The sequence below is a fragment of the Streptomyces populi genome, assembly GCF_002911015.1.
Lineage (GTDB): Bacteria > Actinomycetota > Actinomycetes > Streptomycetales > Streptomycetaceae > Streptomyces > Streptomyces populi.
The window spans coordinates 70,170-94,842 of the sequence record NZ_KZ626865.1; the positions used below are offsets into that span (position 1 = coordinate 70,170).

Genomic DNA, 24,673 nt, shown 5'->3' on the forward strand with positions numbered 1-24,673 from the left:
TCGCGGCCCGGTACGTTCCGCCGGTCCCCGTTCAGCGCCCCTCCGGGCGTGCGTGGCACAGAATCCATACGCCTCGAACAGGCTAAATCTAACTTCGCCACGGTAGACATCAACCGGTGGTGTAGCTAGGGTTTCTTCTGTAGACATCGCCGTTCCGGCGCACTTCGACACCGGCTCGGCAAGCGTTGGATCCAGAGGAAGGACCGAGGAAGCAGACGCCATCAGGATCGCCCGGACCGCGACGCATCCCGGTCCGGGTGAGGCAAGAGCCCGGAATGGAAGGTGGTTCCAGGTCACGCATACGCGATCCCCGCTCACCCGCCCGTCACCCGGGCCCGGTAGCGGAAACAGAAGGTCGGCTCCGCAGTAGAGCCGGCAGATGGTGTTCAATTCCCTCGGGGCCCTGGTGCCGTACGGCATCGGGGCCCCTCGACGCGTGCCACAACGAGGTGAAATGACAGCAGACACTCCACTCACTGGTCGTCTCGACGACGACGACTATCCCGCGTACACGATGGGCAGGGCCGCCGAGATGCTCGGCACGACGCCCGGTTTCCTCCGGGCCATCGGTGAGGCCCGTCTGATCACTCCGCTCCGCTCGGAGGGCGGCCACCGTCGCTATTCCCGTTACCAGCTGAGGATCGCCGCCCGCGCGCGGGAACTCGTCGACCGGGGGACCCCTATCGAGGCCGCTTGCCGCATCGTCATCCTCGAGGACCAGCTCGAAGAAGCTCAGCGCATCAACGCCGAGTACCGCCGCGCCGCACAAGCGGCACCGGACGGAGCCGGCACGGGCTGACCTTGCCCACGGCCGGACCGGCGGTGCCGCCCGATCGGGACCGCCGCCCCCGATCGGCACACGCGGGTGGTGCGTCCGCGACCCGGTCGGGGATCGCGTTGACACGGGGGGTCGCCCAGCGTTGACTGACAGACGGCGTACAGCCCGTTCCTCCGGTGACCGTCGCGGCCGTGACAACCACGGTGACGCCCTTCCGGAGCGCCCCGCCCGATCGACACCACCGGTCGGCACCACCGGTCGTCGCCACTGGATCACCCTGCGCGCCCGGCCGGTACGACGTACAGGAAGCGGCACACCATGATGTACGACCAGTCACGCGCCCAGCAGCCCCCGGACAAGCAGCCCGGTTCGGCCGGACGCCGAGCGCCGGGCCCTGAGCCGCTGCTCGCGGCCGATGAGCGGGCCGACATCACGCAACGGCTCCACCACGCCCTCAACACGTTCGCGCACAGCCCGCTCGAGGCGCTGGAAGAGGCCGAGACCGCGTTCGACGAGGCCGCGGCCCAGATCATGAGCGCCCTCACGGAACGCCGGCACGACCTCCACGCGGGCTGGCACGGCCAGGACCCGAAGACCCAGGGCGAGGAACTGCGTCACGCGCTGCGGCAGTACAGCGAGATCACCCAGCGGCTGCTGCGCATGTGAGCCCGCGTCACCTCGTGCCGGGACACGGCCGGTGCCGGCGCGCAGTCGGCCGGTGTTGGCACGCCCCCCGACCGGCCACCGCTGACCGGCGGTTCACGTTCGGCGGAGCGGTGCCGCGCCTCGGCGCTCGGCGTCCGCCGGCTGGGCGAGTACCGCTCCGAGGACCAGGCCGACGGCGATGGCGGTGACGATCGTGACGAGTTTCAGCAGGTCGCGGAAGCCCTCGATGACGTAGCCGCCGGCCAGGGTGGTCAGTCCCCGCATGCCGAGGGAGCCGACGGTGAGGGTGAAGAAGCCGGGCAGGAGCAGCACGAGCCGGGGCGGCCGGTCCGGGCGCAGGCTCAGCCGGGTCGCGGCGGCGGCCAGGACCGCGGCGGCGACGAACGTCCCGCCCGTCTCGCCGATCGCCTTGGTCGCCAGGGACTGCACGCCCACGGTGACGTACACCAGCACGAGCAGGGACGGCAGCAGCCGGAAGGGGATGGCGAAGGCGAGCAGGGTGCCGACCGTGAAGACGATCCAGCCCAGGAAGAGCGCCCAGCGCGGCAGGTCGGACGCGGCGGCGACGTCGAAGAGGGCGCGGGTGGAGGTGCCGGTGAGGTACAGGCCCAGCAGGACGCCGACGTAGAGCTGCACGAGGAGGAAGGCGGCGTAGACGAGCCGGATCGCGCCGGTGGTGATGAAACCGGCGGCGAGTTCGGCCGCGGCGGCGCTCAGGTAGTCGCCGGGGACGAAGTAGAAGAGCGCGGGCAGCATCAGCAGCACGGGACCGCCGTGCGAGGTGTCGCGGGCGAACACCTCGACGGTGATCACGGAGACGGCCGTCGAGACGACCAGCGGGAGCACCGGGGCGTACCGGGGGAACCGGTCCGCCGTGACGGCCAGGACGGCGGCGACGGTGCCGAGGACGGCGGTGGCGGCCACCTCGTACCACGTGGACTGCATGAGCGGCGCGAAGCCCAGGGTGAACAGGACGACGCCGAGCAGCTTGAGCCACCACGGGTAGGGCGGCCGGGACGTCTCGATCGCGGCCAGCCGGCGGTCCGCCTCGGCCACACCGGTCCGTCCCGCCCGTACGTCCCGGACGAGCGGCTTCAGCGCGACGACCTGATCGAGCCGGAAGACCTCGGGGACCCCGCGCAGGGTCACCGTCCGGGAGTCGCCGCGGGTGCTGACGGTCAGCGTCGCGCCGTCCGGTACGAGCAGGACGGTGGCGTCGGCACCCAGCGCACGGGCGGTGTGCCGGACGGTGCGTTCGACGAGGGCGGCGCCCTCGCCGCTGGACCGCAGCAGCAGCCCGGTCAACCGGGCCAGGAACGCGGTGACTTCGTCCGGGGCGGCTTCGGTGTCCGGCCTGGTGTCCGGTCCCATGGGCCGCCTCCCCTCGCCGCGTGACCCGCTGCCCGCCCGGGATGCGCGCGGCCCGTCACCAGCCTGCGGAGCCCCCGTCCAGGGGGCGAGCGAAGCGGGCCGAACGAGTGAGAGCACCTCACCGGCGGGGAACCAGGCCCCGGGTCCCGGCCGGGGCCGGCGGTGCCCCGGGTCCAGGGCCCGCCCCGGGCGGCCGGACCGGGACGGGCACCGGCGGAGCCCCTGCCCGTTCCCGGCCGGGGACGGGCGGCGCCGGTCCTGGAGAAGTCCCTCGCGGCCGTCCGCCCCGGCCGGGGAAAGGGGGCCGGGAGCCAGCGGGAACCGGTCTCCGCCCCGGGCCGGGGCGCCGGACCCGGGGAGATCTCCGGTTGTCCCGGTCGGGCGAAGTGTGCCAGGGGTTTCCGGAACCCCCGCCACGGCAGGTGGGCGAAGAGGGGCGGGTGGGATCGGTGGGTGGCTGCGTGAGGTGTCAAGTGCCGGGGCCCGGCGGTGGTGGGAGCTCACCCGGACGGGTCACCCGCCGCGCGTCCACGATCACTCGCGTGGAGGCTGGCCCCATCGCTTCCGACGCGTGAACAAGGAGGGGTCCGATGAGCTCGATGGACATGCCCGCGGACGCGCCACGGCAGTCGGCGCGGGCCACGTCGGCCACGGTCCCGGCGGCACCCAGACTCACCTGGCTGACGCTGGCGCTCATGACGACCGCCTCGGTCGCGAGCCTGCGGGCCGCCCCCACGATGGCGGTGTACGGGCTGGCCTGCGTGTTCCTCTACCTGGTCCCGGCGATCGTGTTCCTGCTGCCGACCGCCCTGGTCTCGGCGGAGCTGGCCTCGGGCTGGAACGGCGGCGTCTACCGCTGGGTGAGCGAGGGACTGTCCAAGCCGCTCGGATTCCTCGCCGTGTGGTGCCAGTTCGCGATGACGATCTTCTACTACCCGAGCCTGCTGGCCTTCGTCGCGAGCACCATCGCGTACATCATCGACCCGGCCCTCGCCTCCAGCGGCCTCTACACCGCGATCGTCATCGTGGTCCTGTACTGGACCGGCGTCTGGGTCTCCTCACGCGGCACCAAGGCCCTGGCGGGACTGTCCAGTTGGGGCCTGGTCATCGGCACCCTGGTGCCCGGCACGCTCCTCGTCGTGCTCGGCATGGTCTTCCTGGCCCAGGGCAACCCCTCGGCGGCGCCCATGACGGCCAGTCATCTGTTCCCGGCCTGGACGGGCCTGGCCAGCCTCGTCCTGATCGTCAACAACTTCCTGTCGTACTCCGGCATGGAGATGAACGCCGTCCACGTGTCCTCGCTGAAGGACCCGGCGAAGGAATACCCGAAGTCGATGTTCCTGGCGATGGGCCTGGTGCTGCTGATCTTCATCCTGCCCGCGCTGGCCATCAGCTGGGTGGTGCCCGCCGACCAGACCAGCCTGACCGCCGGTGTCATGCAGGCGTTCGACGCGTTCTTCTCGTACTTCGACATCGGCTGGATGACCCCCATCGCGGCGGTGATGCTGATCTCCGCGTCCCTGGCCGGCATGCTGACCTGGCTCGCCGGACCCTCCAAGGGTCTGCTGGAGATCTCCCGCAGCGAGGGCTACCTGCCGCCGTACCTCCAGCAGTTGAACCGCTTCGGCATCCAGCAGAACATCCTGGTGACCCAGGGCATCGTGACCACGGTGATCGCGCTGGGCTACGCGTTCATCCCGAACGTCTCCAACGTGTACTGGATCTTCTCGACGATCACCACGCAGGTGTACCTCATCGTCTACCTGCTGATGTTCGTCGCGGCGGTCAAGCTGCGGAAGAACCAGCCCGACCACCCGCGCGGCTACCGCGTCCCGGCGCTCACCCTGGTGTGCGTGGTCGGCTTCCTGGCCTCGGCCGCGGCCATGGTCATCGGCTTCGTGCCGCCGTCCCAGTTCGGCAGCAACAGCGTCCTGCTGTACGTCGTCATCATCGGCTGCGGTCTCGGCGCCCTCGGTCTGCTGATCCCCTGGGCGTTCCTGAAGTTCCGCAAGCCCAGCTGGCAGTTGGAAGCCGCTCGCGAGGAGGAGGGGGCATGAGTCCCACCCGGTTCGCGTCCGAGCACAAGTGGATCTACTACGGCGCGATCATCGTGCTGCTGGGCCTCGTCGTGGCCGGCCTCGTGCGCTACAAGGCCATCACGACGAACAACAAGGCCGTGAGCAAGGCCAACCAGCTCGCCGACGCCGCCGTGGAGGCCGGACTCCCACGCCCCGACACGGAGTTGATCGCGAGTGTTCTGGGCACCGACGGCGGCCTGGTCTGTGACGATCCGGCCAGCGCCCTGAAGTCGGCACTGTGGAAGATCAACGTGTCCAACGGCGCCGCGTTCGTCGGGCAGCGGCCCGTCATCGGCGACGGCAGGGCACTCCGGGCGGAGGCCACGATCATCGAGATCTACTGCCCGGACAAGCTGGACAAGATCCAGGACCGGCTCGACGACCTGAAGACCGACGACACGGTGAGGCGCTGACCATGTCCGAACTCGCCGCGACGATCGCCGGGTTGATGGGCCGGGCCAGGACCGACCTGGCCGAACTGGTCGCCATCCCCTCCGTCGCCGACCCGCGCCAGTACCCTCCCGAGGAGTGCCGGCGCGCCGCGCAGTGGGTGGCGGACGCCTTCACCGAGGCCGGGCTCCACGACGTCCACCTCGCCGAGACGCCCGACGGGAGCCACGCGGTCATCGGCCACCGCCCGCCCCCTCCCGGCGCCCCCACCGTCCTGCTGTACTGCCACTACGACGTACAGCCGCCCCTGGACGACGACGCCTGGACCACACCGCCCTTCGCCCTCACCGAACGCGACGGCCGCTGGTACGGCCGGGGCACCGCGGACTGCAAGGGCAACATCGTGATGCACCTGACCGCCCTGCGCGCGCTCGGCGACGACATCCCGGTCGGCCTGAAGTTCGTCGCCGAGGGCTCGGAGGAGCAGGGCACGGGCGGCCTGGAGAGCTACGTCGCCCAGCACCCGGAGCAGTTCCTCGCCGACGCCCTGCTGGTGTGCGACACCGGCAACGCGGAGGTCGGCACGGGCACCGCCACCATCACCCTGCGCGGCCTCGTCAACGTCGTCGTCACCGTCGGGACACTGGCCGGAGAGATCCACTCGGGCATGTTCGGCGGCCCCGCCCCGGACGCGCTCGCCGCGCTGATCCAACTGCTCTCCACCCTGCGCGACCCGGCCACCGGCGCCACCCGGGTCGAGGGACTCGACTGCGAGGGCACGTGGGAGGGCGTCGACTACGACGAGGAGCGGTTCCGCGCTGACGCCGGAGTGCTGGACGGCGTGGGGCTCACCGGGACCGGCACGGTCGCCGACCGGCTGTGGGCCCGCCCCGCCGTCACCGTCCTCGGCGTCGACTGCCCCCCGGTGGTCGGCTCCGCCGCCGCCGTACCGCCCACCGCCCGGGCCCGGGTCAGCCTGCGCATCCCGCCCAGCACGGACCCGGCGGCGGCCCGCGCGGCGCTCACCCGGCACCTCACCGGGGCCGCGCCCTGGGGGGTGCGGGTGAGCGTGGAGGACGAGAGCGCCGGCGCCCCTTTCCGGGCGGCCACCGACGGGCCCGCCTACGCCGCGCTCGGCCGCGCCGTGGAAGAGGTCTACGGCAAGCCCCTGGCCTTCCTCGGTCAGGGCGGCTCCATCCCGCTGTGCAACGTCCTCGCCGGGACCTATCCCCGCGCCGAGATCGTCCTCATGGGCGTGGAGGAGCCCAAGTGCCTCATCCACGCGCCGAACGAGAGCGTGGATCCGTCCGAGATCGAGCACATGGCCCATGTCGAGGCGCTCTTCCTCCGCGCCTACGCGGCCTCGGGGAGCCGCGGCCGCTGAACGTATCCGCCCGTTCGCGCGTCCGCGTACCGACGGTACGGTACGGCGGACGGGGAGGGTTTGATGAAAAGACGGAGCAGGATCAGGGAGACGGCCGGCGTCGTGGCGGCGAGTGCCGCGGCGCTCGTCGCGGTCCAGGGGTCGAGCGCCGGTGCGGTAGGTGACGAGAGCCGGGTCGCGGAGCGCGTGACCGTGTGCGTCGGCACCCGGCCGACGAGCAGCCCGACCGACCCGGAACTCTCGCTGGACCGACTGCTGCGCTACGTCGAGAAAAGGGGCGGGACACGCTACGCACGTGTCTTCACCGGTCTGGCCGGCGACGACGACCCGCGAACGGCTCACGTGTACCGCATCCCCTCCAAGGCGTTCGACGCGGACGTCTGCGCCCATGCGGAGAAGGGGATACGGGTGCGGCTGCACGACACCGACGTCACCGCGCGCCGGCTCGAAGCCCTGGTCGAGCGGACCGGCGACCGCATGGACCGCTGGGACGGTCAGTTCGACCTGCGGGAGGTGGGCCCGGACCCCAGGGGCTTCGTGTTCTTCGGCGTCGACGACCCGGCCAAGGCCGACCTCGTCCTCAAGAAGGAGCTCGGCCCGTTCTGGGCGAAGCACATCAGGGTGGAGTACGTGGGATCGGCGTCGCTCCTCTGACACCGGCGGCGGACCCGGGCAGGACCCCTCCACCGCGCCCCGGGGCGAGCCGCGCCGCGCCCGGGGCGCGGCTTGCAGGGGCGAGAACCACCTGCCTATCGTCGCGCCCATGCAGTCCTACACCATCGGCCAGGCCGCCCGGCTCCTCGGCGTGAGCCCCGACACCGCCCGCCGCTGGGCGGACGCCGGGCGGGTGGCCACGCACCGGGACGAGAGCGGACGGCGCCTCATCGAGGGCCGCGACCTCGCCGCGTTCTCGGTGGAGCTGGCCGGAGCCGGTGACGAGGAGGGCGTCACGTCCTACACCTCCGTCCGCAACTCCTTCCCCGGCATCGTCACCGCCGTCAAACTCGGCGACGTGGCGGCCCAGGTGGAGATCCAGGCGGGACCCCACCGGCTGGTCTCCCTGCTGACCCGGGAGGCCGTGGAGGAACTGGGCCTGGAGGTCGGCGTGGAGGCCACGGCCAGGGTCAAGTCGACCAGCGTGCACATCGACCGCGTCTGAGCGGCCGCCGGGCGCGGACGGTCAGCCGGTGACCGCGTCCGGCCGGGACGGGTGACGGCCGTCCACCCTGATGGTGTCGATCCCGCTGATGTGCCGGGCCCCGCAGCGGTCCTGGGGGAGGACGAGCTGTGGGCCGGCCCGGTCCAGCGGGGTGCCGTCGATGCCGACCGCGAGCAGCACCGGGGCGTCCGCGAAGTCGGGGTCGATCTCGGCCCAGGTGAGCAGCGCGTGGTGGCCGTCCGCGCCCGCCACCACGACGAGGAAGCGCAGCCGGTCCTTGCGGCGGGACGGATCGAAGCGGGGACCGGCGTCCCTCAGCACGTCGTACAGCAGCGGGCCCTCGAATCCGTGGTGCCGCACCCCGCTCGTGGCGCACTCGAAGGCGACCCGCGCCCGGTGCTGGGGCCAGGCGAGCAGGTCGGGCACGGTGAGCAGGGCGGGCCGGGCGAGATCACCGGTCAACGCGAGTTCCGCGAGCGGGGGAGCCGGCGGCGTCGGCTGTGTCAGGGACTGGCTCACTGGACAGCACCTCCCGGTGGACCGTACCCCGCGGGCGTCCCGGGTCAAACGCACATGCGTACATCCGACGCCCTTGGGCACAGCTCATGCGATGCGACAGAGGACTTACAGCTCGCATATGCGGAAGTATGATCAGGCAATGGCAGAACGTGAGCCCGGGACCGATGCTCACGACGGAGGCTTCAGCGAGCCTCAGAGTCTTCGAGGGAGTAGATCCGTGACGACCCGATCCGCGCGCCGGACCCGCCGCACCACCCGGACCCTTCAGGTGGCCGGCGCCGGTGTGGCCGCGCTGCTGGCCCTGAGCGCCTGTTCCTCCTCGGACGACACGTCCGACTCCTCGGACGCGGCGAAGTCGTCCACGTCCTCCTCCCCGAAGCTCTCCGGCACGGTGACCGTGTTCGCCGCCGCCTCCCTGAAGGAGAGCTTCACGGCCCTCGGCGAGCAGTTCGAGAAGGCCCACCCGGGCACCGAGGTGACCTTCAGCTTCGGCGGCAGCGACAGCCTCGCCGCGAGCGTCACGGGCGGGGCCCCGGCCGACGTCTTCGCCGCGGCCAGCCCGAAGACGATGGCCATCGTGACCGACAAGGGCGACGCGGCGACCGCCCCCTCCACCTTCGTGCGCAACCAGCTGGAGATCGCCACCCTGCCCGGCAACCCGGACAAGATCGCCTCCCTGAAGGACCTCACCAGGTCCGGCCTCAAGGTCGTCCTGTGCGACAAGACCGTGCCGTGCGGCGCCGCCGCGCAGAAGGCGCTGGACGCGAGCAGGCTGAAGCTCACCCCCGTCTCCTACGAGCAGGACGTCAAGAGCGCCCTGACCAAGGTGGAGCTGAAGGAGGCCGACGCGGCGGTCGTGTACAAGACCGACGTGAAGGCCGCGGGTGACAAGGTGGAGGGCGTGGAGTTCCCCGAGTCCGCCCAGGCCGTCAACGACTACCCGATCGCCCTGCTCAAGGACGCGCACAACACGGCCGCGGCCAAGGCGTTCATCGCCCTGGTGCGGTCCCCGGAGGGCCAGAAGGTGCTGACGGACGCCGGCTTCCTGAAGCCCGCGTCCTGACGTCCTGACACCCACCGTCCGGGCAGGTCCGCGTCCCGTACGGCCCGCCCCTTGAAGCGGACGCCCCGAACCCCGTCTCCTGAAGCCATGAGTGATCCCGTGACCCCGCCCGACATCTCCGACGCCCCGGCCGACACCCTCACGGGTGGGCCGCGGCGCGGGCGCGGGCGGACACCGGGCCGGATGCGGGGCGGGGCGCCGCTCCCCCTGCTGCTGCCCGCCCTCGTCGGGCTGGTGTTCCTGCTGCTGCCGCTGGTCGCACTGCTCGTGCGGGCGCCCTGGGGCAGCCTGTCGGAACAGCTGGCCAAGCCCGAGGTCTGGCAGGCCCTCCGGCTGTCCCTGTTCTCGGCCACGGCGGCCACCGCGGTGAGCCTGGTGCTCGGGGTGCCGCTCGCCTGGCTGCTGGCGCGCACGGAGTTCCCCGGCCGGGGACTCGTCCGGGCCCTGGTCACGCTGCCCCTCGTACTGCCCCCGGTGGTCGGCGGTGTCGCGCTGCTGCTGGCCCTCGGCCGCAACGGCGTCGTGGGCAGGCTGCTCGACTCGTGGTTCGGGATCACGCTGCCCTTCACGACGGCCGGGGTGGTCGTGGCCGAGGCATTCGTCGCCATGCCCTTCCTGGTGATCAGCGTGGAAGGCACCCTGCGGGCGGCCGACCCGCGGTACGAGGAGGCCGCCATGACCCTCGGCGCCTCCCGCTTCACCGCGTTCCGCCGGGTCACCCTGCCCCTGATCGCGCCGGGCATCGCCGCCGGTTCCGTCCTGGCCTGGGCCCGCGCCCTCGGCGAGTTCGGCGCGACGATCACCTTCGCGGGCAACTTCCCGGGCCGCACCCAGACCATGCCGCTGGCCGTCTACCTGGCCCTGCAGAACGACTCCGACGCCGCGATCGCCCTGAGCCTGGTCCTGCTCCTGGTGTCGGTCGCGGTCCTCGCCGGGCTGCGGGACCGCTGGATGACGGCGGCCTCATGAACGGCACACGTACGAGGACGGCGGACGACGTCCGGACGGGGACGGCGGACCGTCCGGACGAGAACGAGGTGATCGCGTCATGACCGAGACGGACCCGGTGACGGCCGCGCCGTCCGGCAAGGGCCTCGACGCCCGTCTCGTCGTCCGGCGCGGCTCGTTCCGCCTCGACGTCGAACTGTCCGCCGCCCCCGGTGACGTCGTCGCGCTGCTCGGACCGAACGGCGCGGGCAAGACGACCGCGCTGCGCGCGCTGGCCGGACTCACCCCGCTGTCCGAGGGCGGCCGGCTGTGGCTGGACGGCGTCCGGCTGGACCGTACACCGCCGGAGTCCCGCCCCGTCGGCGTCGTCTTCCAGGACTACCTGCTCTTCCCGCACCTGTCCGCGCTCGACAACATCGCCTTCGGGCCGCGCTGCCGGGGCGTGCCCAAGGCGGAGGCCCGGACCCAGGCCGCCGCGTGGCTGGAGCGCATGGGCCTCGCCGAGTTCGCCGGGACCAGACCGCGCCGGCTCTCCGGCGGACAGGCGCAGCGGGTCGCCGTCGCCCGCGCCCTCGCCACTCGTCCCCGGCTGCTGCTGCTCGACGAACCGCTCGCCGCGCTCGACGCCCGGACGCGGCTGGACGTGCGGGCACAACTCCGGCACCACCTGGCCGACTTCGAGGCCGTCGCCGTCCTCGTGACGCACGACCCGCTGGACGCGATGGTGCTGGCCGACCGGCTCGTGGTCGTCGAGGACGGCCGGGTCGTCCAGGAGGGCGGCCCCTCCGACATCGCCCGCGGGCCACGCACCGACTACATCGCCCAGCTCGTCGGGCTCAACCTCTACCGGGGCGAGGCCGAGGGCCACACGGTACGGCTGGAGGCGGGTCCGGCGATCACCACGACCGAGCGGCTCGACGGGCCCGTCTTCGTGGCGTTCCCGCCGGGCGCCGTCACGCTCCACCGCGACCGTCCCAGCGGTTCCAGCGCCCGCAACCTGTGGCAGTGCCGCGTCGCGGGCCTGGAGACGCACGGGGACCAGATCCGGGTGGACCTCACCGGCGAACTCCCGCTCGCCGCCGACCTGACGACGGTCGCGACGGCGGAACTCGGCCTGCGTCCGGGTTCTTCCGTCTGGGCCACGGTGAAGGCGGCCCAGACGCACGCCTATCCGGCCTGACGGTCGCGCACCCGTCCGCCCGCCGCGCCGGAGGCGGACCCCGCGGCCTTCCGCGCGGGGGTGCGCCCCTGACCGCTCCCTGCCAGACGTACGAGCGTGTCCGTCCGGAATGGGTTGAACCCGCTTTCGGCCGCGTGATACAGGCAGGGGATGACTTCTCCTGAGACCGGGATCCCGGCCCTGGCCGCCGCCCTGGGCATGAGCCCCCACCCGGAGGGCGGCTGGTTCGTCGAGACCTGGACGGCGCCGCAGGCCTTCCTGCCCGACGGCTACCCCGGCCCCCGCGCCGCCGCCTCCGCCATCTACTTCCTGCTCACCCCCGGTGACACCTCCGCCTGGCACACCGTCCGCTCGGACGAACTCTGGCTGTGGCACCGCGGCGGCCCCCTCGACGTCCTGCTCGGCGGTGACGGGACCAGCCCCCAGTCCACCCCGCAGGTGGTGCGCCTGGGCCCCCGGGTCGAGGCCGGGGAGCGCCCCCAGGTCCTCGTCCCCGGCGGCGTCTGGCAGTCCGCCCGGCCGGCCGGCGACGAGGAGGTTCTGGTCAGCTGCGTGGTGGCGCCCGGCTTCGACTACGACGACTTCCACCTCCTGGACTCCGGGCGCTGACGGTCCGTCGGCGGCCCTCGAAGATCCCGTGGCGGCTTTGTGACGCAGGCAGTTGGTTGCGGACCGTCCGGGTGGGGCATCACCCGGGGGCAGGACCTGCCGCGCACCGTGTGGCGCGGGGTCCCGGCCGGCGGGGACGGAGCCGTCGGCCGGGTGCCGGTCGTCCTGGGAGGGGGAAGAGAGGTGTCAGTCATGCGTGCGCACCAGCGCACCGTCCGACCGACCGCCCGCGTGGAGTACACACTGCCGCGTACGGCCGTCTCGGCGGGCAGGGCCCGCAAGCTGACGACGGCGTTCCTGACCCGGCCACGGCCACGGCTCGCGCCGCCGTCCGCGGACCAGGTGGACGACGCGACACTGATCGCCTCCGAACTCGTCGCCAACGCCGTGCGGTACGGCCGCAGCAACTGCCGGCTGCGGCTGCAACTGGGGCACGGGCGGGTGACGGTCGAGGTCCACGACGACAGTCCCGGACGACCGCGGATCGGCGTGCTGGACGCGGAATCGGAAAGCGGCCGGGGCCTGGCCATGGTCCAGGAGCTCGCCCACAGTCTGGAGATCGTCAATACCGGATTCGGCGGCAAGACCGTACGCGCGGTCCTGGCGGTCCGGTGACGAGGACCGTTCCGCCGGCGGGTGCCATCCGATTCGCCGACGGCGCCCGCCCGTAGCCGCCTGTTCGATCGATCCGTTCGGAGCGATCGAACCGATGATCCGGGTTTACTCTCATCGAAAACGGGAATGGTCACCGAAAATTCATCGCAATTTCAATGACCGCGAAAAAGCGGATGGCCGGCGCCCGCACCTTGCGGTGCGGGCACCGGCCGACCGGTGTCCCCGAATCAGGAGGGGACGATGTTCTCCGCCTGCGGGCCCTTCTGGCCCTGCGTGACGTCGAAGGTCACCTTCTGGCCCTCCTGGAGCTCACGGAAGCCAGAGGCGGCGATGTTGGAGTAGTGAGCGAAGACGTCGGCGCCGCCGCCGTCCTGCTCGATGAAGCCGAATCCCTTTTCCGAGTTGAACCACTTCACGGTGCCAGTAGCCATGTCGAATCTCCTTCGGGGCTGAGCTCGAAGGTCCACACCTCGTGGACCTGCGTCGCCGCAATGAAGCCCCAACCGGAATGCACCGGAAAAAAACTTTGGGAACCACAACTGCAACTGAAATCGACAGTAGCACGCTGAGCGTACCGAAGCGGGCACGTTATCTCACCCCGGTTCGGGGAATATCTGAAAACTCACGGGACCGTGCATCGAATTCTGCACCGGCCGGTGCAGATATCCGGGGCCGCCGGGAAACGCTCCCGGCGGGATTCCGACAGCCCGTTCACGCGCCCCGCGGTGTCGATCCGCGCAGCTCGGCGTTGATCCGCAGAGCCTCGTCGAGGCAGTCCTCCAGCGTGACGATTCTGCAAGCGGCCTCGACGGGCGTGCCCTGGTCGACGAGGTCCCGGGCGCGGGCCGCGGCCCTCAGCTGGTTGCGGGAGTAGCGGCGGTGGCCGCCCTCCGAGCGGAGCGGAGTGATCAGCCCGGCCTCCCCCACGGCCCGCAGGAACGCGGGGGTGGCGCCGATCAGCTCGGCGGCACGACCCATCGTGTAGGCGGGGTAGTCGTCGTCTTCGACCCGGTCGGTGGGGCTCATGGTGCTTCCCTGGAGCGCGTGCATCACCTTCCACTCTGGCAGATCCCGGCCGGTACCGGCCGGGACACCCGGTACCGGCCGGTGGCGTCCGCGCGCCGCACTCACCCGGACGGCCCGGTGCGCTGGTGGGGGACCGGGGCCGGTGGTGGCGTGGAGGGACACAGCCCGACCTCGGGACCGTCCTCGGGAGGCCCTCGCATGATCCGTCCGTCCTGTCTCCTCGCGTCCGCCCTGACCGCGGGGACGCTGCTCTCGACGGCCGCCTGCTCGAACGGCGGAGGCGACGGCGGTGCCGCCCGTACCGACTCCTCCGCGTCCCCCGCCTCCACCGTCCCCGCCTCTCCCGTGGCCGAGGAGCCCGGAGCCGCGTCACCCTCGCCCTCCGCCTCCGTCCGCGTGCTCACCGAAGCCGAGGCCCGGTCGGCGCTGATCACCAACTCCGACCTCGGGTCGCAGTGGGACGAGTCGAAGGGCGTGGCGGCCTGGCACGACGCGCTGCTCGAGAGCAAGGTCGACGCGTCGGCCTTCGTGACGGACAAGGGGGACGCCAAGGAGTGCCAGAAGCTGCTGGACGGCCTGTACAAGGAGGACCTGCTGGGCAAGCCGGTGGGCGCGAGCGCCGTCACCGGCTTCGACGACAGCGACAACGACGCCCAGATGCGCTACGAGGTCGCCTCGTACGGGAAGAACGCCCTGGACGACCAGATGAAGTGGCTGTCGACGCTGCCGGACGTCTGCGACCAGTTCACGGCCGTCAACGGCAAGGGCGACCGGCAGACCGTCCAGGTCACCGAGACACAGCTGCCCGACGTGGGGGACGCCCGCCAGGGTCTCCAGGTGACGATGAGCGGTGAGCTGGAGGGCGATCCCGAGACGCTGACGCTCGACTTCGCGGCGGTGCGGGTCGGCGACAGCGCCCTGTCCCTCACCAACGGCGGCCTCTCGGGCACCCAGCACCAGTCCACCGAGCAGGCGGTCCAGGCGGGCACGACCCGGCTGAAGGACGTGCTGGCGGGGAAGTCGCCCGCCCCGACCCAGGGCTGAGGGAGGACACCTCCCGGGCACGCCGCGGCCCGGGCAGCCGGTGACACGGCTGCCGCGGGCCGGTGAGGTCAGCGGGTGCGGGTCAGAGCCGGTCCATCCGGGTGTAGGGGCTCAGGACGCGGACCTGGCGGGCGCCGAAGTCGACGAGCATCGCGATGCCCTCTTCGACGCCGACGATCGTGCCCAGGCCGTACTGGTCGTGGGAGACGCGGTCTCCGAGGCTGAACTCCTTGGCCACAGGAACGACGGGCGCGGCGAAGGGGCTGGTGGGCAGGTGGCGCCGGGGCGCGGAGGATCTACTCATCGTGATTCCAGTATGGGCCTCGTCCCGGCGAGCGGTAGGGCCCTATGGTCTCGATCCCGCTCCGACTCGGCATCGCACAGGACCACGGGGCACCGCGGGCGGACACCCCCGCGGGCGGGTCTCCGCCCGGCCGGCCGCGCGTTTTCCGAGGTCAGCCGCCGATACCGCGGGCGCGGGGGCCGGGACGGGACGGTCCGACCCCCGCGCCCACGCGCTCAGATCAGGTCCAGCCGGGAGTAGACCCGGCCCGTGGTGTCGCGGACGACGACGTGCTTGACGGTGAGGCCCTCGCCGGTGGCGGGCAGGTCGGCGCCGACGTACCAGACGCCCCAGCCGGGGTCGCCCGCGAGCTCCAGGAGCTTGGCGTGCAGGGTCCCGGCGGTGGTCCGGACCGTGACGGTCGAGGCGGTGCCCTTGCCGCCGTAGTACAGGCCGGAGAGCGTGAAGTGTCCTTGGGCGGTGCCCTCGACCTGCGCCGAGACGCCGGGCGTGCCGCGGTCGATGTTGCCGTCGACCACGCTCCTGAACTGGGGGGAGGGGTCGTCGGGCGTCGTCCAGTGCTTGCCCTCCGCCGTCAGCCAGAACTCGGCGCCGCCGGGCTCCGTGACGTGCTCGCCCGGGGCGACGATCCGGGCCGTGGGGGCGGTCTTCACGACCGGGAGGGCGGGAACGTGCGCCGGGCGGACGGCGGCGTGCGCCGAGCGGGCGGCCGGTGCCGCTTTCCCCGTCGGGGCGCCGTACGCCGCCGTGGGCGCCGTGATCAGCGCGACGGCGGCCACGGCGGCCGCCGCGTACTTCTTCGTACCTGCCATGAACGGACAACTCCTCGCGATGTGAACGGTGTTCGGATGTGCGGGGGCGCCGCTCCCCCGTGGAACCTCCCGGCGCCCCCGGCCGGACGGCACCGGCCGGAGGTCCTCCGCGCGGACGCGCGTCAGGCGAGCGCGCTCGTCGCCCGCCACTGGTCCCAGTCCAGGTTCCAGTCGCCGTAGCCGTTGCCGACGGCGACCGTGTCCCGGGAGTTGACGACCTTGACGACGTCGCCGGGGATGACCTCGTCGAAGAACCGCTTCGCGGGACCGCCGGTGGCGAGTCCGACGCAGCCGTGCGTGACGTTCTGACGGCCGCCGTAGGTGTTCGCCTTCGGGTTCATGTGGACGTAGGTGCCCGAGGTGGTGAGGTGGACGGCGTAGTAGTAGTAGTCGTGGTACTGGTCGCCGTAGCCGACCGTCTTCGAGTCCATGAAGATCTTCGACGCCTTGTCGGAGACGACCATCGTGCCGTTCCAGGTGTCCATGCCCGGCGCGCCCGCGGTGATCGGGACGCGGCGCGACGATCCGGCCGTTTCGAGCGTCATGAAGTGTGTACGGACATCCACTGTGGCGACGAAGGAGCGGCCCACCGTGAAATGCCTGGTGATCCCGGCCCCGGCCCGGACGGTGACCGCCGTTCCGGGCTTCCAGTACGCGCGGGGCCGGAAGTCGACGCGCTGCCCGTCGAGGAGGTTACGGTCCTTGACCCAGCCCCAGGAACCCTCCACATCGGCGGTCACCTTCAACTGCCTTTCCACGTCGGCCCGTTCGGCCACGGGTATCGGACGTTCGAAGGTCACCGAGATCGGCATGCCGACACCCACGGTCTGCCCGTCGGCGATGTTGATGCGCGCGCCCGCAAGGGACTTGGGCGGTGTGGCGGAGGGCTTCGGCCGGGCCTTGCCCGTGGCCCCGGCCGTTCCGGTGGCGGTCGGCCGGTCCCCCGCACCGGCCGACCCGCCCCCGCCGTCGGCCCGCGCCTGCGCCGAACAGCCGGCGAGCGCGAGCGCGCACACGGCCGCCGCGCTCCAGGCGCGGGCCAACCGGCCTCTGCGGCCCCTCAGTCCCGTGGTCATGCTGATCCCCCTGTGGTGTGTTTCGATGTGCGACGCACGGGACCTGTACGCACGGTGGGGACGGCCGGGTTGCACGCGGCCGGAGAAATTTCGGAGATTCGGGCGGGGGGCATGACCGAGGAAGAGTTCGACGTGTTCTACGCGACCGCGTTCCCCCGGCTGACCGGCCAGCTGTACGCGTTCACGGGGGACCACGGCGAGGCGCAGGACGTCGTCCAGGAGGCGTTCGTCCGCGCCTGGGACCGGCGGCGGGAGTTCCTCGCCGACGGCGCTCCCGAAGCGTGGATACGCACCGTGGCCACGCGGCTCGCGGTGAGCCGCTGGCGCCGGGCGCGCCGCTGGCTGGAGCTGGTGCGGCGCACGCCCCCGGCCGACCACGCTCCCGGTCCCGGCCCCGAGCGCACCGCGCTCGTGACCGCGCTGCGCACGTTGCCCGAGGCCCAGCGGATGGCGATCGTTCTGCACCATCTGTGCGACTTGAGCGTCGAGCAGGTAGCCTCCGAAACCGGTGCCCCCGTCGGCACGGTCAAGGCCCGGCTCTCACGGGGCCGGGCGGCGCTGGCACGGGTGCTCTCGGAGGATTCGGCGGACCTGGCCGGCTCCGCGCGCCCATCGGGCTTCGCGGGGGCGTCGGGCAAGGAGGAGGGGAAGGGCAACCGTGTCCGATGAACTCACCTCCGTGCTGCGCGAGTTGGCGACCGAGGGAGAGAGGCCTCCGGCGCTGACCGGTGCGGAGATCCGCGGCCGCGCGAGGGGCCGCCGGCTCCGCCGCCGTACGGCCCTGGCCGTGGCCGGTGTCTCCGTCACGGGCGCGCTCGCCCTGGTCGTCGCGGTGAGCCTGGGCGGCGGGGCACGGCACGAGTCCCCGCCGGCCGCGAGCCTCACCGCCGCCCCGAGTCCGTCGCCGGCCGCGCCGGACGCCACGATCGACCTGGGCACGCGCGTGCTCTCCGTGGACGGTCACCGGCTGACCCTCCACGGCGACAACCTGACCGGATACACGCCGACGGTCCGGACGACGGTCGCCGCGAAGGAGGCCCACCTGAGGTTCTCCGGCAAGACGATCGGCCTCGACGACTCCTACTCCTTCATGGCCACCTGGGTGATCGAACTCGACCGGCCCGACGGCACGAAGGACTACGTCGGCGCCATGCCGCACGACGGGGGCGTCTACAGCTCTCCCCACGGCTGGATCGGCCTGGACACGGCCGACGCCAAGCTGCTGTACGAACGGCTCGCGCCGGGAGCGGTGGTCGAGATCAAGCCCTCGTCCGGCGCCTCGGCCTCCTCGTCGGCGCCCGGGAACACGGGATCGCCGGACTCGGGCACGGGCACCTCGGGCGGTTAGCGACGGCCGGAGCCGGAAGGACGCTCCCCGGGCCGCGACGGTCCGGTTTCAGAGGGGCGGCTGGGCCGGGGCCGGGCCGAGGGTCGTCGTGCCCGGGGCGGTGCGGTGGCCGAGACCCGTGCGGTAGGCGTCCAGGGCCGCTTCCACGCGGCCGGTGCGCCGCAGCAGATCGCCCAGCAGCCGGCACAGGTCCGCCAGGTCGCCCGCCGCGCCGGCCCGCTCCAGCAGGCTCATCGCCCGCACGTAGTGCTCCTCCGCCGCCTCGGTGTCCCGGGCGTCCTCCGCGATGATCCCGAGCAGACGGTGCGCGGCGGCCGCGTGGATGGCGCCCCGCTCGGAGTTCAGGTCCCCGAGCACCTGCCGCAGCAGCTCGCCGGCCTCGTCGGACCTGCCGCGCCGGTGCAGCACGTCGGCCAGCTCCACCGCGACCTGGCTGGTGTAGAGCGCGGCCCGCTTCGCCGAGAGCATCGTCTGCGCCTCGCGCAACTCGTCCTCCGCGCGCTCCAGTTCGCCGTTCTGGGCGTACAGGTAGCCGCGCATCCAGTGGCAGTTGGCGAGCTCGGTGCGGATCTGGAGCTGCCGGTAGAGCTCGGCGGCCTTGGCGAGGGAGACGTCGGCCTCGGCGATCCGCCCCTCGGCGATCATCGTCCGCGCCACCGACCGGTGCATCCGCGCCACCAAGGCCGGGTCCTGGACCTGCGGCGCGAGGGCGAGCGCGAACTCGGCGGCCTGGGCGGCACGGGCGTGCGCGCCCATGTCCATGTAGGGCGCTATGACCCCGGTGTAGAGGAGGAGCAGCGCTTCGGGGTCGTGCAGGCCCGTCCGGTTGAGCTCGTCGAGGGTGGACTCGAACAGATAGCAGGAGTAACGGAGTTCACCGGCGAGGTAGTGGGAGACCGCCCGGCCGCGCACGGCGGGCACCCGCTGCGTCAGCGGCGCGTCCCCCATCCGCTGCTCCGACTCCTCGAAGCGCCGCTGCGCCGTCTCCAGGTCCCCGGTGTCCAGGGCGCACTCACCGAGTCCGAGGAGTGCCGCCGCCTGCTCGGCGACCAACCCGTGGGCCTCCGCCTCCGCGAGCAGGACGGCGTACGTCCCGGCGGCCACCTCGGCCTCTCCGGTGGAGAGCGTGCGCTGCGCGTCCGTCAGCCGCAGCCGCAGGTCGGTGGCCAGGTGCGCGGGCCGTCCGGTCGCCAGTTCCTCGTACGCGACCCCGAGCCGGCCGGCTATGTGCCGCAGCGCGGGCTCGGAGGCCCGGACCCGGCCCGCCTCCACCGTGGAGATGTACGCGGGCGTGTACACGGGCTCCGCGAGCTGTTTCTGCGTCAATCCTCGTTCTGTACGCAGCTGTTGCACCCTGCGCCCGATGATCTCAGGGTCGTCCCGCTCCGCCATGGGACAAGCATGCCATCAAGCGGAGTCGAGCCGGTCCGGCTTTTGACTACTGTCCAACTCCGGGACCCTCTTGCGGTGCGCGCCCGGGAGCCTCTACGTTAAGCGCCGGATTAAGCATGCTTAATACGCCGCTGTTGTTGCGAGGTCACCGTGCTCCGACGTATTTCCGCGCGCTACTCCAGAGGGTTCCTCGCCGCCGTCATCGCGGTCGCCGCGCTGGTCACGGCGGCGAACGTCGGCCCGGCGAGAGCCGCCGACCGGTCCCCCGCGGCACACACCACCCTCCACACGGCCGGACACCAGGAACTCCCCGCGGGCCGGTGACGGGCTCCCACATGAGCACGCGGGCGTTCGCCCGGCCCGCCCGTGACCGAACTCCAGCGGTGAGCAGGGCTGTTCGCGCCCGCGCGCGATCCGCCCGCCGAAGCGTCCCCGCCCGCGCCCCGCGGCCCTGCGGCGGCGGCGAATCCCCGTACGGGGAAGACACGGCGCCTACAGTGACCCCGTGACCTCTTCCGCCGCTCGCACCGCGCTGGACCTCACCGCCGACCTCCCGGTCCCCGCCCTGGAGGACTTCTACCGGGACCTGCACCGGCATCCCGAACTGTCGCTGCGCGAACACCGTACGGCCGCCGCCCTCGCCGGCCGGCTGCGCGAGGCCGGGTACGACACGACCGAGGGCGTGGGCGGCACGGGCGTCGTCGGCGTCCTGCGGAACGGGGACGGGCCCACCGTCCTGCTGCGCGCCGACATGGACGCGCTGCCCGTCACCGAGGAGACCGGGCTGCCGTACTCCTCGGAGACCGACGGGGTCATGCACGCCTGCGGTCACGATCTCCACGTCACCTGGCTCGCCGGCGCGGCGCGGGCGCTCGCCGCCGGGCGGGACACCTGGTCCGGCACGCTGGTGCTGGTCGGACAGCCCGCCGAGGAGACCGGCGGGGGCGCGGCCCGCATGGTCGCGGACGGCCTCCACGAACGCTTCCCGGCGGCCGACGTCCTGCTGGCCCAGCACGTGGTGCCCGGCCCCGCCGGGCTGTACCCGCACTCCCCGGGCCTGATCATGTCCGCCTCGACCGACCTCGACATCGTCGTGCACGGACGGGGCGGGCACGGTTCGCGGCCCGAGACGACCGTCGACCCGGTGGTGACGGCCGCGTACATCGTGACGCGGCTCCAGACGGTCGTCAGCCGGGAGATCGCGGCCCGGGAGTCCGCGGTGCTCACCGTGGGGCGGATCGAGGCCGGCACCCGGCACAACATCATCCCGTCCGAGGCCCGGATCGCCCTGAACCTGCGGACGCAGTCGCCGGACGTGCGGGAGCGGATGATCGCCGCCGTGCGGCGCGTCGCGGCGGGCGAGTGCGCGGCGGCCGGCTGCCCGGCCGAGCCCACGGTCACCGTCGGCGACGACTTCCCGGTGACCTTCAACGACGCCGGCACCGACCGCCGGATCGCCTCCGTGCACGGCGAGGTCTTCGGCACCGGAACGGTCTTCGACCCCGGTCCCGCCATGGCCAGCGAGGACTTCCCGCGGCTCGCGGCGGGCCGGATCCCCTACTCCTACTGGTTCGTGACCGGCACCCCGGCCGACGTCTGGAACGCGGCCCCGGGCGGCGACGACCTCATGACCAGGCTCGAGTCCGTGCCCAGCAACCACAGTCCGCACTTCGCCCCCGACCTGTCCACGGTCGCGCCGGGCGTGCGGACCCTGGTGTCGGGGGCGCTGGCGTCGCTGTCGGCCGAGGACTGAACCGGCCGGACCGGGCCCCGCGGCCTCGAGGACGCGGCCCACGGCGCCCCGGTCCCGGACCGTGCGCTCGAACCGGATCGCGGCACCGCGGACCCCGGCCCGCGGACGGGACGCCGTGCGCTCGGGCCCGCGGACGCGGCGCCGCGGGAACTCAGGCCTGCGTCTGCAACTGGCGCAGCTGCCGTTGGACATGGTCCAGCGCGCCCTCCTGGCGGCCGGGCACGCGCTGTCTCAACCGGGCCAGTTCCGCGCCGAGTTCGCGGACCATCGCCGGATCGCCGATACGGCCCCACTGATGGTGCGCGCGGTCCACGGCCGACTCCACCTCCGGGGATCCGGGCGCCTGTCCCGCGTCCAGCCGGGTCCCCGCGAGGGCCAGCCAGCCACGGCAGCTCCGCTCCGCGTCCCCCGCGAACATCGCCAGGTCCGCCCGTACCTCCATCCAGTGCAGCACCTGCTCGGACCGGGGTCCGTGCGCCCGCAGCGCCTCCCGCTCCCACCGCGCCGCCAGCGCGAGCGCCTCGTCGTGGCGGCCCTCCCGGACCGCCTCGGCGATCTCCCCGTGGAGATCGGAGGACGGTGAGGAGGGCGGTGAGGAGAGCGGTGAGGAGGACGGTGAGGAGGACGGTGAGCCCGCCCTCCGGTCCGTCCGGCCGGGAGGCGTCACGGACGGAGCGGGTGGCACGGCCGGCGGGTGCGGCGGGCGCGCGGGCGTGCCCGGTGGAGCCGTGACCGTCGTGAACCCCGGCGCCGGGGGCCACGGCTGCCCGGCCCACACCCGGCTGGGCGCGAGCACGAGGTCCGGCGCCCCCGAGCGGGCACCCTCCTCGCCCGACACCCTCGTCAGAGCCTGCTGGTGGAGCTCGGCGGGGGGAGGCCGGTGGCCGCTGCGGAGCAGGGTGGCGACCGCTCTCATGTACGTCGGCCGCGCCACCTTGCGGCGGGACGGCGGCGGGGCCACACGGCCGTACAGCGCGGTCGACGGGCCTGCCGCGAGGGGGTGTCCGGCGAGGAACTCCCAGGTGTCCGCGTCCGCGCACAGGTCGGCGAAGACGGTCGTCGAACCCGGTGGGCGCAAGCGGAGTTCGTCGGCGACCCAGCTCCAGGGGAAAGCCGTGTAGCGGACCGTCGCCGGGGTGGTGCGGGCCAGCGCGAGGTGCGGAAGCCGCTGGCGGCGGTCCAGCTGGAGCTGTCCCGTCACGAACACGGTCAGCGGTCCGGGCGCCGTCGCCGCCGCGCGCAGCCGGGTCAGAACGGCCTGCGGCTCCAGCGGGTCGGCCAGTTCGACGACGTTCGCCGTGTCGGTGCCCGACAGCACCGACGGGGCGACGGCCGCGAGCACGGGGAGCACGGAGGCCGCGTCCACCAGACACCCCTTGCCCACCGGCGAGGCCGCGAGGAGCAGCACGGTTCCGGGCACAGGTTCCCTCCCCCATCGTTCCGACACCTCAGCACCGTAACGGGTGCGCGTGCAAAGAGGGGACGCGAAGAGCGCGAACACCCCCCGCCCGGCCGAGGGTTACGGAGTCCGCGGCCGGCGTCACGACCGGGCCCGCGGGCCGTCCCCCGCCCGGCGCCGCACGGCGAAGATCGTGGTGTCGTCGGCGAGTTTGCCGCCGCAGTGCTCCAGTGTGCCGTCACGCACGAAGCGGACGAGCCGCTGCGGATCGGCGGTGCGCGGGTCCCGTGCCAGCGCCCTGGTGAGGGCCTCGCGGAGCGGGAAGAACTCGCCCGCCGCGTCGCGGGCCTCGGTCACCCCGTCGGTGACCAGGAGCAGCGTCTCGCCGGGGGCGAGCGGAACACTCAGGACCGGTGGCGGCGTGGACACCAACTCGTCCATCCCGAGCGGGAGTCCGTGCCCGGACGGCAGGCTCCGCACCCCGTCGGCGGTGACGACGAACGGGGGTTCGTGGCCGAAGTTGACGACCTCGACCGCGGTCGGCGTGTCCTCGGGGAACGCGACCAGGACCCCGGTGGCGAAGCGGTCGCCGTCGTCACGGCCGAGCGCCACGCGGTAGCGGTTGTGCCGCAGCATCCTCACCTCCAGCCGGGCGGCGACCGTGGCGAGCACGGGCTCGTGGTACCCGGCCTCGCGGAACGTGCTGAGCAGCGCGGCCGCCGCCTCGACCGCCGCGAGTCCCTTGCCCTGGACGTCCCCGAGCAGGAGGCGGGTGCCGTGCCGGCCGGGCTGGATGTCGTAGAAGTCGCCGCCGACCCTGGCCTCGCTGTCGGCGGCGAGGTAGACGGCCGCGTGGTCCAGGTCGCCCCAGCCCGGCGGCATCGGACGCAGCACGGTCCGCCGGGTCGTCTCGGCGACGTCCCGGATGTGCAGCATGCGCCGTTCGGCGCGCAGCCTGACGGAACAGGCGAGGGCCGCGAGGCCGCTGCCGACCACGACCAGGACGAAGTCGGGCAGGCCGTTCTGGTACTGGTGCGGCCACTTCGTGTCCACGGTGCCGTAGGTGAGCAGCGACAGCCCGGCGAAGGCCAGCGTGCCCAGCACTCCGCAGATGGCCGCGGCGATGACCGGCACCAGCACGAGCCAGGAGATGATCCGGAACCGGCCGGAGGTGTTGACGTCGAGCAGCACGATGCCGATGAGCAGCAGCAGCGGGGGCAGCCAGGCGACGCTGTGCCCGCCCAGCTTCAGCGGTTTCGACCGCTGGAGGGCGTCGAACGCGTCCGGCAGCCCGCCGCGCGGCCGGAGGGCATGCCGGAGCCGGTCGCGTACGGATCTCCGGCCGGCCACCTCTCCGTACCGCCTCCTCGTCGTGTTCTCAGTAGGCGACCGACATCCGGCCGTGCGGGTGCACGGGCATCTCCAGCTGGTCGACGAAGGCCATGGCGTAGTCCTCGGCGCTGATCCGGCTCTGGCCGCCCGCGTCGGTGAGCATGCGGTCGCCGCCGATCCTGAACTCGCCCGTCCGTTCCCCGGGACCGATCTCGGCGGCGGGCGAGATGTAGGTCCAGTCGAGGTCGTCGACCTCGGTGCGCAGATAGGCGAGGGCGTCCCGGTGGGCGAGCGCCTCGGGGAGGTACTCCTCGGGGAAGCCGGGCTGGTCGCACGCGGCCTCGCCGGGCGCGACCTCCAGGGTGCCCGCGCCGCCGACGATCACGAGCCGGTGCACCCCGGCGTCGCGGACGCCCTCGACCAGGGA

The 24,673-nt window shown here is 72.8% G+C and carries 28 protein-coding genes; 17 read left to right on the forward strand and 11 right to left on the reverse strand.

Annotated elements, in window-relative coordinates; all coding sequences use genetic code 11:
- The first annotated feature begins 454 nt into the window (after positions 1 to 454).
- Both CW362_RS15875 and CW362_RS15880 read left to right on the forward strand, forming a co-directional pair.
- Positions 455 to 799, forward strand: a complete 345-nt coding sequence (locus CW362_RS15875) for a MerR family transcriptional regulator (protein ID WP_103550107.1) — start codon at positions 455 to 457, stop codon at positions 797 to 799.
- Between the two features lie 297 nt (positions 800 to 1,096).
- Positions 1,097 to 1,444 carry a hypothetical protein gene (locus tag CW362_RS15880; RefSeq protein ID WP_103550108.1) on the forward strand — a complete coding sequence of 116 codons (348 nt, stop codon included), beginning with the start codon at positions 1,097 to 1,099 and terminating at the stop codon, positions 1,442 to 1,444.
- Between the two features lie 93 nt (positions 1,445 to 1,537).
- Here CW362_RS15880 and CW362_RS45270 read toward each other — a convergent pair whose 3' ends face one another.
- Positions 1,538 to 2,815, reverse strand: a complete 1,278-nt coding sequence (locus CW362_RS45270) for a threonine/serine exporter family protein (protein WP_103550109.1) — start codon at positions 2,813 to 2,815, stop codon at positions 1,538 to 1,540.
- 590 nt (positions 2,816 to 3,405) lie between these two features.
- Here CW362_RS45270 and gadC point away from each other — a divergent pair.
- The 5 genes from gadC (at position 3,406) to CW362_RS15915 (ending at position 7,826) form a co-directional block, all read left to right on the forward strand.
- Positions 3,406 to 4,872 (forward strand): glutamate/gamma-aminobutyrate antiporter GadC, encoded by a 1,467-nt coding sequence (gene gadC / locus CW362_RS15890; RefSeq protein ID WP_103550110.1) that lies wholly within the window; start codon positions 3,406 to 3,408, stop codon positions 4,870 to 4,872.
- Positions 4,869 to 5,306: a hypothetical protein gene (locus tag CW362_RS15895; RefSeq protein ID WP_037614708.1), complete on the forward strand. Its 438-nt coding sequence runs from the start codon at positions 4,869 to 4,871 to the stop codon at positions 5,304 to 5,306. The genes gadC and CW362_RS15895 overlap by 4 nt, the downstream gene beginning before the upstream one ends.
- A 2-nt stretch (positions 5,307 to 5,308) precedes the next feature.
- Positions 5,309 to 6,667 (forward strand): dipeptidase, encoded by a 1,359-nt coding sequence (locus tag CW362_RS15900; RefSeq protein WP_103550111.1) that lies wholly within the window; start codon positions 5,309 to 5,311, stop codon positions 6,665 to 6,667.
- 63 nt (positions 6,668 to 6,730) lie between these two features.
- Positions 6,731 to 7,321: a hypothetical protein gene (locus CW362_RS15910; RefSeq protein ID WP_162684095.1), complete on the forward strand. Its 591-nt coding sequence runs from the start codon at positions 6,731 to 6,733 to the stop codon at positions 7,319 to 7,321.
- A gap of 109 nt (positions 7,322 to 7,430) precedes the next feature.
- Positions 7,431 to 7,826 (forward strand): TOBE domain-containing protein, encoded by a 396-nt coding sequence (locus CW362_RS15915; protein WP_103550114.1) that lies wholly within the window; start codon positions 7,431 to 7,433, stop codon positions 7,824 to 7,826.
- A gap of 21 nt (positions 7,827 to 7,847) precedes the next feature.
- Here the strand turns inward: CW362_RS15915 and CW362_RS15920 are convergent, their stop codons facing one another.
- A complete protein-coding gene (locus tag CW362_RS15920; protein WP_103550115.1) occupies positions 7,848 to 8,345 on the reverse strand; it encodes a molybdopterin-dependent oxidoreductase in 498 nt (165 codons plus the stop codon).
- A gap of 217 nt (positions 8,346 to 8,562) precedes the next feature.
- Between CW362_RS15920 and modA the strand changes: the two genes are divergently transcribed.
- From modA to CW362_RS15945, 5 genes are all read left to right on the forward strand, one after another.
- The gene (gene modA, locus CW362_RS15925; RefSeq protein WP_240657812.1) at positions 8,563 to 9,408 is read left to right on the forward strand and encodes a molybdate ABC transporter substrate-binding protein; all 846 of its coding nucleotides are present in this window, start codon (positions 8,563 to 8,565) and stop codon (positions 9,406 to 9,408) included.
- 87 nt (positions 9,409 to 9,495) lie between these two features.
- The gene (gene modB, locus CW362_RS15930) at positions 9,496 to 10,377 is read left to right on the forward strand and encodes a molybdate ABC transporter permease subunit (RefSeq protein ID WP_206300965.1); all 882 of its coding nucleotides are present in this window, start codon (positions 9,496 to 9,498) and stop codon (positions 10,375 to 10,377) included.
- A 79-nt stretch (positions 10,378 to 10,456) separates the two neighbouring features.
- The gene (locus tag CW362_RS15935) at positions 10,457 to 11,536 is read left to right on the forward strand and encodes an ABC transporter ATP-binding protein (RefSeq protein WP_103550118.1); all 1,080 of its coding nucleotides are present in this window, start codon (positions 10,457 to 10,459) and stop codon (positions 11,534 to 11,536) included.
- A 150-nt stretch (positions 11,537 to 11,686) separates the two neighbouring features.
- Positions 11,687 to 12,145 (forward strand): cupin domain-containing protein, encoded by a 459-nt coding sequence (locus CW362_RS15940; protein ID WP_103550119.1) that lies wholly within the window; start codon positions 11,687 to 11,689, stop codon positions 12,143 to 12,145.
- A gap of 192 nt (positions 12,146 to 12,337) precedes the next feature.
- Complete coding sequence (locus CW362_RS15945) at positions 12,338 to 12,760, forward strand: ATP-binding protein (protein WP_240657813.1); 423 nt, start codon at positions 12,338 to 12,340, stop codon at positions 12,758 to 12,760.
- A gap of 227 nt (positions 12,761 to 12,987) precedes the next feature.
- Here the strand turns inward: CW362_RS15945 and CW362_RS15950 are convergent, their stop codons facing one another.
- Positions 12,988 to 13,191, reverse strand: a complete 204-nt coding sequence (locus CW362_RS15950) for a cold-shock protein (protein ID WP_103550120.1) — start codon at positions 13,189 to 13,191, stop codon at positions 12,988 to 12,990.
- Positions 13,192 to 13,471: 280 nt separating this feature from the next.
- A complete protein-coding gene (locus tag CW362_RS15955) occupies positions 13,472 to 13,786 on the reverse strand; it encodes a MerR family transcriptional regulator (RefSeq protein ID WP_206300966.1) in 315 nt (104 codons plus the stop codon).
- A 198-nt stretch (positions 13,787 to 13,984) separates the two neighbouring features.
- Between CW362_RS15955 and CW362_RS15960 the strand changes: the two genes are divergently transcribed.
- A complete protein-coding gene (locus CW362_RS15960; RefSeq protein ID WP_103550122.1) occupies positions 13,985 to 14,830 on the forward strand; it encodes a hypothetical protein in 846 nt (281 codons plus the stop codon).
- Between the two features lie 82 nt (positions 14,831 to 14,912).
- On the opposite strand, the gene CW362_RS15965 is transcribed toward CW362_RS15960, so the two are convergent.
- From CW362_RS15965 to CW362_RS15975, 3 genes are all read right to left on the reverse strand, one after another.
- The gene (locus CW362_RS15965; RefSeq protein ID WP_103550123.1) at positions 14,913 to 15,134 is read right to left on the reverse strand and encodes a hypothetical protein; all 222 of its coding nucleotides are present in this window, start codon (positions 15,132 to 15,134) and stop codon (positions 14,913 to 14,915) included.
- 215 nt (positions 15,135 to 15,349) lie between these two features.
- Positions 15,350 to 15,946, reverse strand: coding sequence for a hypothetical protein (locus CW362_RS15970; protein ID WP_103550124.1), 597 nt, complete (start codon positions 15,944 to 15,946; stop codon positions 15,350 to 15,352).
- A 122-nt stretch (positions 15,947 to 16,068) separates the two neighbouring features.
- Positions 16,069 to 17,022: a L,D-transpeptidase gene (locus tag CW362_RS15975; RefSeq protein ID WP_103550125.1), complete on the reverse strand. Its 954-nt coding sequence runs from the start codon at positions 17,020 to 17,022 to the stop codon at positions 16,069 to 16,071.
- A 111-nt stretch (positions 17,023 to 17,133) separates the two neighbouring features.
- Between CW362_RS15975 and CW362_RS15980 the strand changes: the two genes are divergently transcribed.
- Both CW362_RS15980 and CW362_RS15985 read left to right on the forward strand, forming a co-directional pair.
- Entirely contained in the window at positions 17,134 to 17,691 is a 558-nt protein-coding gene (locus CW362_RS15980) for a SigE family RNA polymerase sigma factor (protein WP_240657814.1), read from the forward strand.
- Complete coding sequence (locus CW362_RS15985; protein WP_103550126.1) at positions 17,681 to 18,370, forward strand: L,D-transpeptidase; 690 nt, start codon at positions 17,681 to 17,683, stop codon at positions 18,368 to 18,370. The genes CW362_RS15980 and CW362_RS15985 overlap by 11 nt, the downstream gene beginning before the upstream one ends.
- A gap of 48 nt (positions 18,371 to 18,418) precedes the next feature.
- Here CW362_RS15985 and CW362_RS15990 read toward each other — a convergent pair whose 3' ends face one another.
- Entirely contained in the window at positions 18,419 to 19,762 is a 1,344-nt protein-coding gene (locus CW362_RS15990; protein WP_103550127.1) for a helix-turn-helix domain-containing protein, read from the reverse strand.
- 150 nt (positions 19,763 to 19,912) lie between these two features.
- On the opposite strand from CW362_RS15990, the gene CW362_RS43780 reads away from it, so the two are divergent.
- Both CW362_RS43780 and CW362_RS15995 read left to right on the forward strand, forming a co-directional pair.
- Entirely contained in the window at positions 19,913 to 20,086 is a 174-nt protein-coding gene (locus CW362_RS43780; RefSeq protein ID WP_167455618.1) for a hypothetical protein, read from the forward strand.
- Between the two features lie 181 nt (positions 20,087 to 20,267).
- On the forward strand, positions 20,268 to 21,515 hold the full coding sequence (locus CW362_RS15995) for an amidohydrolase (RefSeq protein ID WP_103550128.1): 1,248 nt from the start codon (positions 20,268 to 20,270) through the stop codon (positions 21,513 to 21,515).
- A gap of 151 nt (positions 21,516 to 21,666) precedes the next feature.
- Here the strand turns inward: CW362_RS15995 and CW362_RS16000 are convergent, their stop codons facing one another.
- The 3 genes from CW362_RS16000 to CW362_RS16010 all read right to left on the reverse strand — a co-directional run.
- Positions 21,667 to 22,935, reverse strand: a complete 1,269-nt coding sequence (locus CW362_RS16000; RefSeq protein WP_103550129.1) for a hypothetical protein — start codon at positions 22,933 to 22,935, stop codon at positions 21,667 to 21,669.
- A gap of 120 nt (positions 22,936 to 23,055) precedes the next feature.
- Positions 23,056 to 24,204, reverse strand: a complete 1,149-nt coding sequence (locus CW362_RS16005; RefSeq protein WP_103550137.1) for a PP2C family protein-serine/threonine phosphatase — start codon at positions 24,202 to 24,204, stop codon at positions 23,056 to 23,058.
- A gap of 88 nt (positions 24,205 to 24,292) precedes the next feature.
- Positions 24,293 to 24,673 (reverse strand): NAD(P)-dependent oxidoreductase (locus CW362_RS16010; RefSeq protein WP_162684096.1); only part of this gene is annotated, 381 nt, incomplete at its 5' end.

What these genes read in the sequence shown, in the direction of transcription:
- CW362_RS15875 (WP_103550107.1), top strand. Translation starts at nt 455, where the DNA reads ATGACAGCAGACACTCCACTCACTGGTCGTCTCGACGACGACGACTAT.
- CW362_RS15880 (WP_103550108.1), top strand. Translation starts at nt 1,097, where the DNA reads ATGATGTACGACCAGTCACGCGCCCAGCAGCCCCCGGACAAGCAGCCC.
- CW362_RS45270 (WP_103550109.1), bottom strand. Translation starts at nt 2,815, where the DNA reads ATGGGACCGGACACCAGGCCGGACACCGAAGCCGCCCCGGACGAAGTC.
- gadC (WP_103550110.1), top strand. Translation starts at nt 3,406, where the DNA reads ATGAGCTCGATGGACATGCCCGCGGACGCGCCACGGCAGTCGGCGCGG.
- CW362_RS15895 (WP_037614708.1), top strand. Translation starts at nt 4,869, where the DNA reads ATGAGTCCCACCCGGTTCGCGTCCGAGCACAAGTGGATCTACTACGGC.
- CW362_RS15900 (WP_103550111.1), top strand. Translation starts at nt 5,309, where the DNA reads ATGTCCGAACTCGCCGCGACGATCGCCGGGTTGATGGGCCGGGCCAGG.
- CW362_RS15910 (WP_162684095.1), top strand. Translation starts at nt 6,731, where the DNA reads ATGAAAAGACGGAGCAGGATCAGGGAGACGGCCGGCGTCGTGGCGGCG.
- CW362_RS15915 (WP_103550114.1), top strand. Translation starts at nt 7,431, where the DNA reads ATGCAGTCCTACACCATCGGCCAGGCCGCCCGGCTCCTCGGCGTGAGC.
- modB (WP_206300965.1), top strand. Translation starts at nt 9,496, where the DNA reads ATGAGTGATCCCGTGACCCCGCCCGACATCTCCGACGCCCCGGCCGAC.
- CW362_RS15935 (WP_103550118.1), top strand. Translation starts at nt 10,457, where the DNA reads ATGACCGAGACGGACCCGGTGACGGCCGCGCCGTCCGGCAAGGGCCTC.
- CW362_RS15940 (WP_103550119.1), top strand. Translation starts at nt 11,687, where the DNA reads ATGACTTCTCCTGAGACCGGGATCCCGGCCCTGGCCGCCGCCCTGGGC.
- CW362_RS15945 (WP_240657813.1), top strand. Translation starts at nt 12,338, where the DNA reads ATGCGTGCGCACCAGCGCACCGTCCGACCGACCGCCCGCGTGGAGTAC.
- CW362_RS15950 (WP_103550120.1), bottom strand. Translation starts at nt 13,191, where the DNA reads ATGGCTACTGGCACCGTGAAGTGGTTCAACTCGGAAAAGGGATTCGGC.
- CW362_RS15955 (WP_206300966.1), bottom strand. Translation starts at nt 13,786, where the DNA reads ATGAGCCCCACCGACCGGGTCGAAGACGACGACTACCCCGCCTACACG.
- CW362_RS15960 (WP_103550122.1), top strand. Translation starts at nt 13,985, where the DNA reads ATGATCCGTCCGTCCTGTCTCCTCGCGTCCGCCCTGACCGCGGGGACG.
- CW362_RS15965 (WP_103550123.1), bottom strand. Translation starts at nt 15,134, where the DNA reads ATGAGTAGATCCTCCGCGCCCCGGCGCCACCTGCCCACCAGCCCCTTC.
- CW362_RS15970 (WP_103550124.1), bottom strand. Translation starts at nt 15,946, where the DNA reads ATGGCAGGTACGAAGAAGTACGCGGCGGCCGCCGTGGCCGCCGTCGCG.
- CW362_RS15975 (WP_103550125.1), bottom strand. Translation starts at nt 17,022, where the DNA reads ATGACCACGGGACTGAGGGGCCGCAGAGGCCGGTTGGCCCGCGCCTGG.
- CW362_RS15980 (WP_240657814.1), top strand. Translation starts at nt 17,134, where the DNA reads ATGACCGAGGAAGAGTTCGACGTGTTCTACGCGACCGCGTTCCCCCGG.
- CW362_RS15990 (WP_103550127.1), bottom strand. Translation starts at nt 19,762, where the DNA reads ATGGCGGAGCGGGACGACCCTGAGATCATCGGGCGCAGGGTGCAACAG.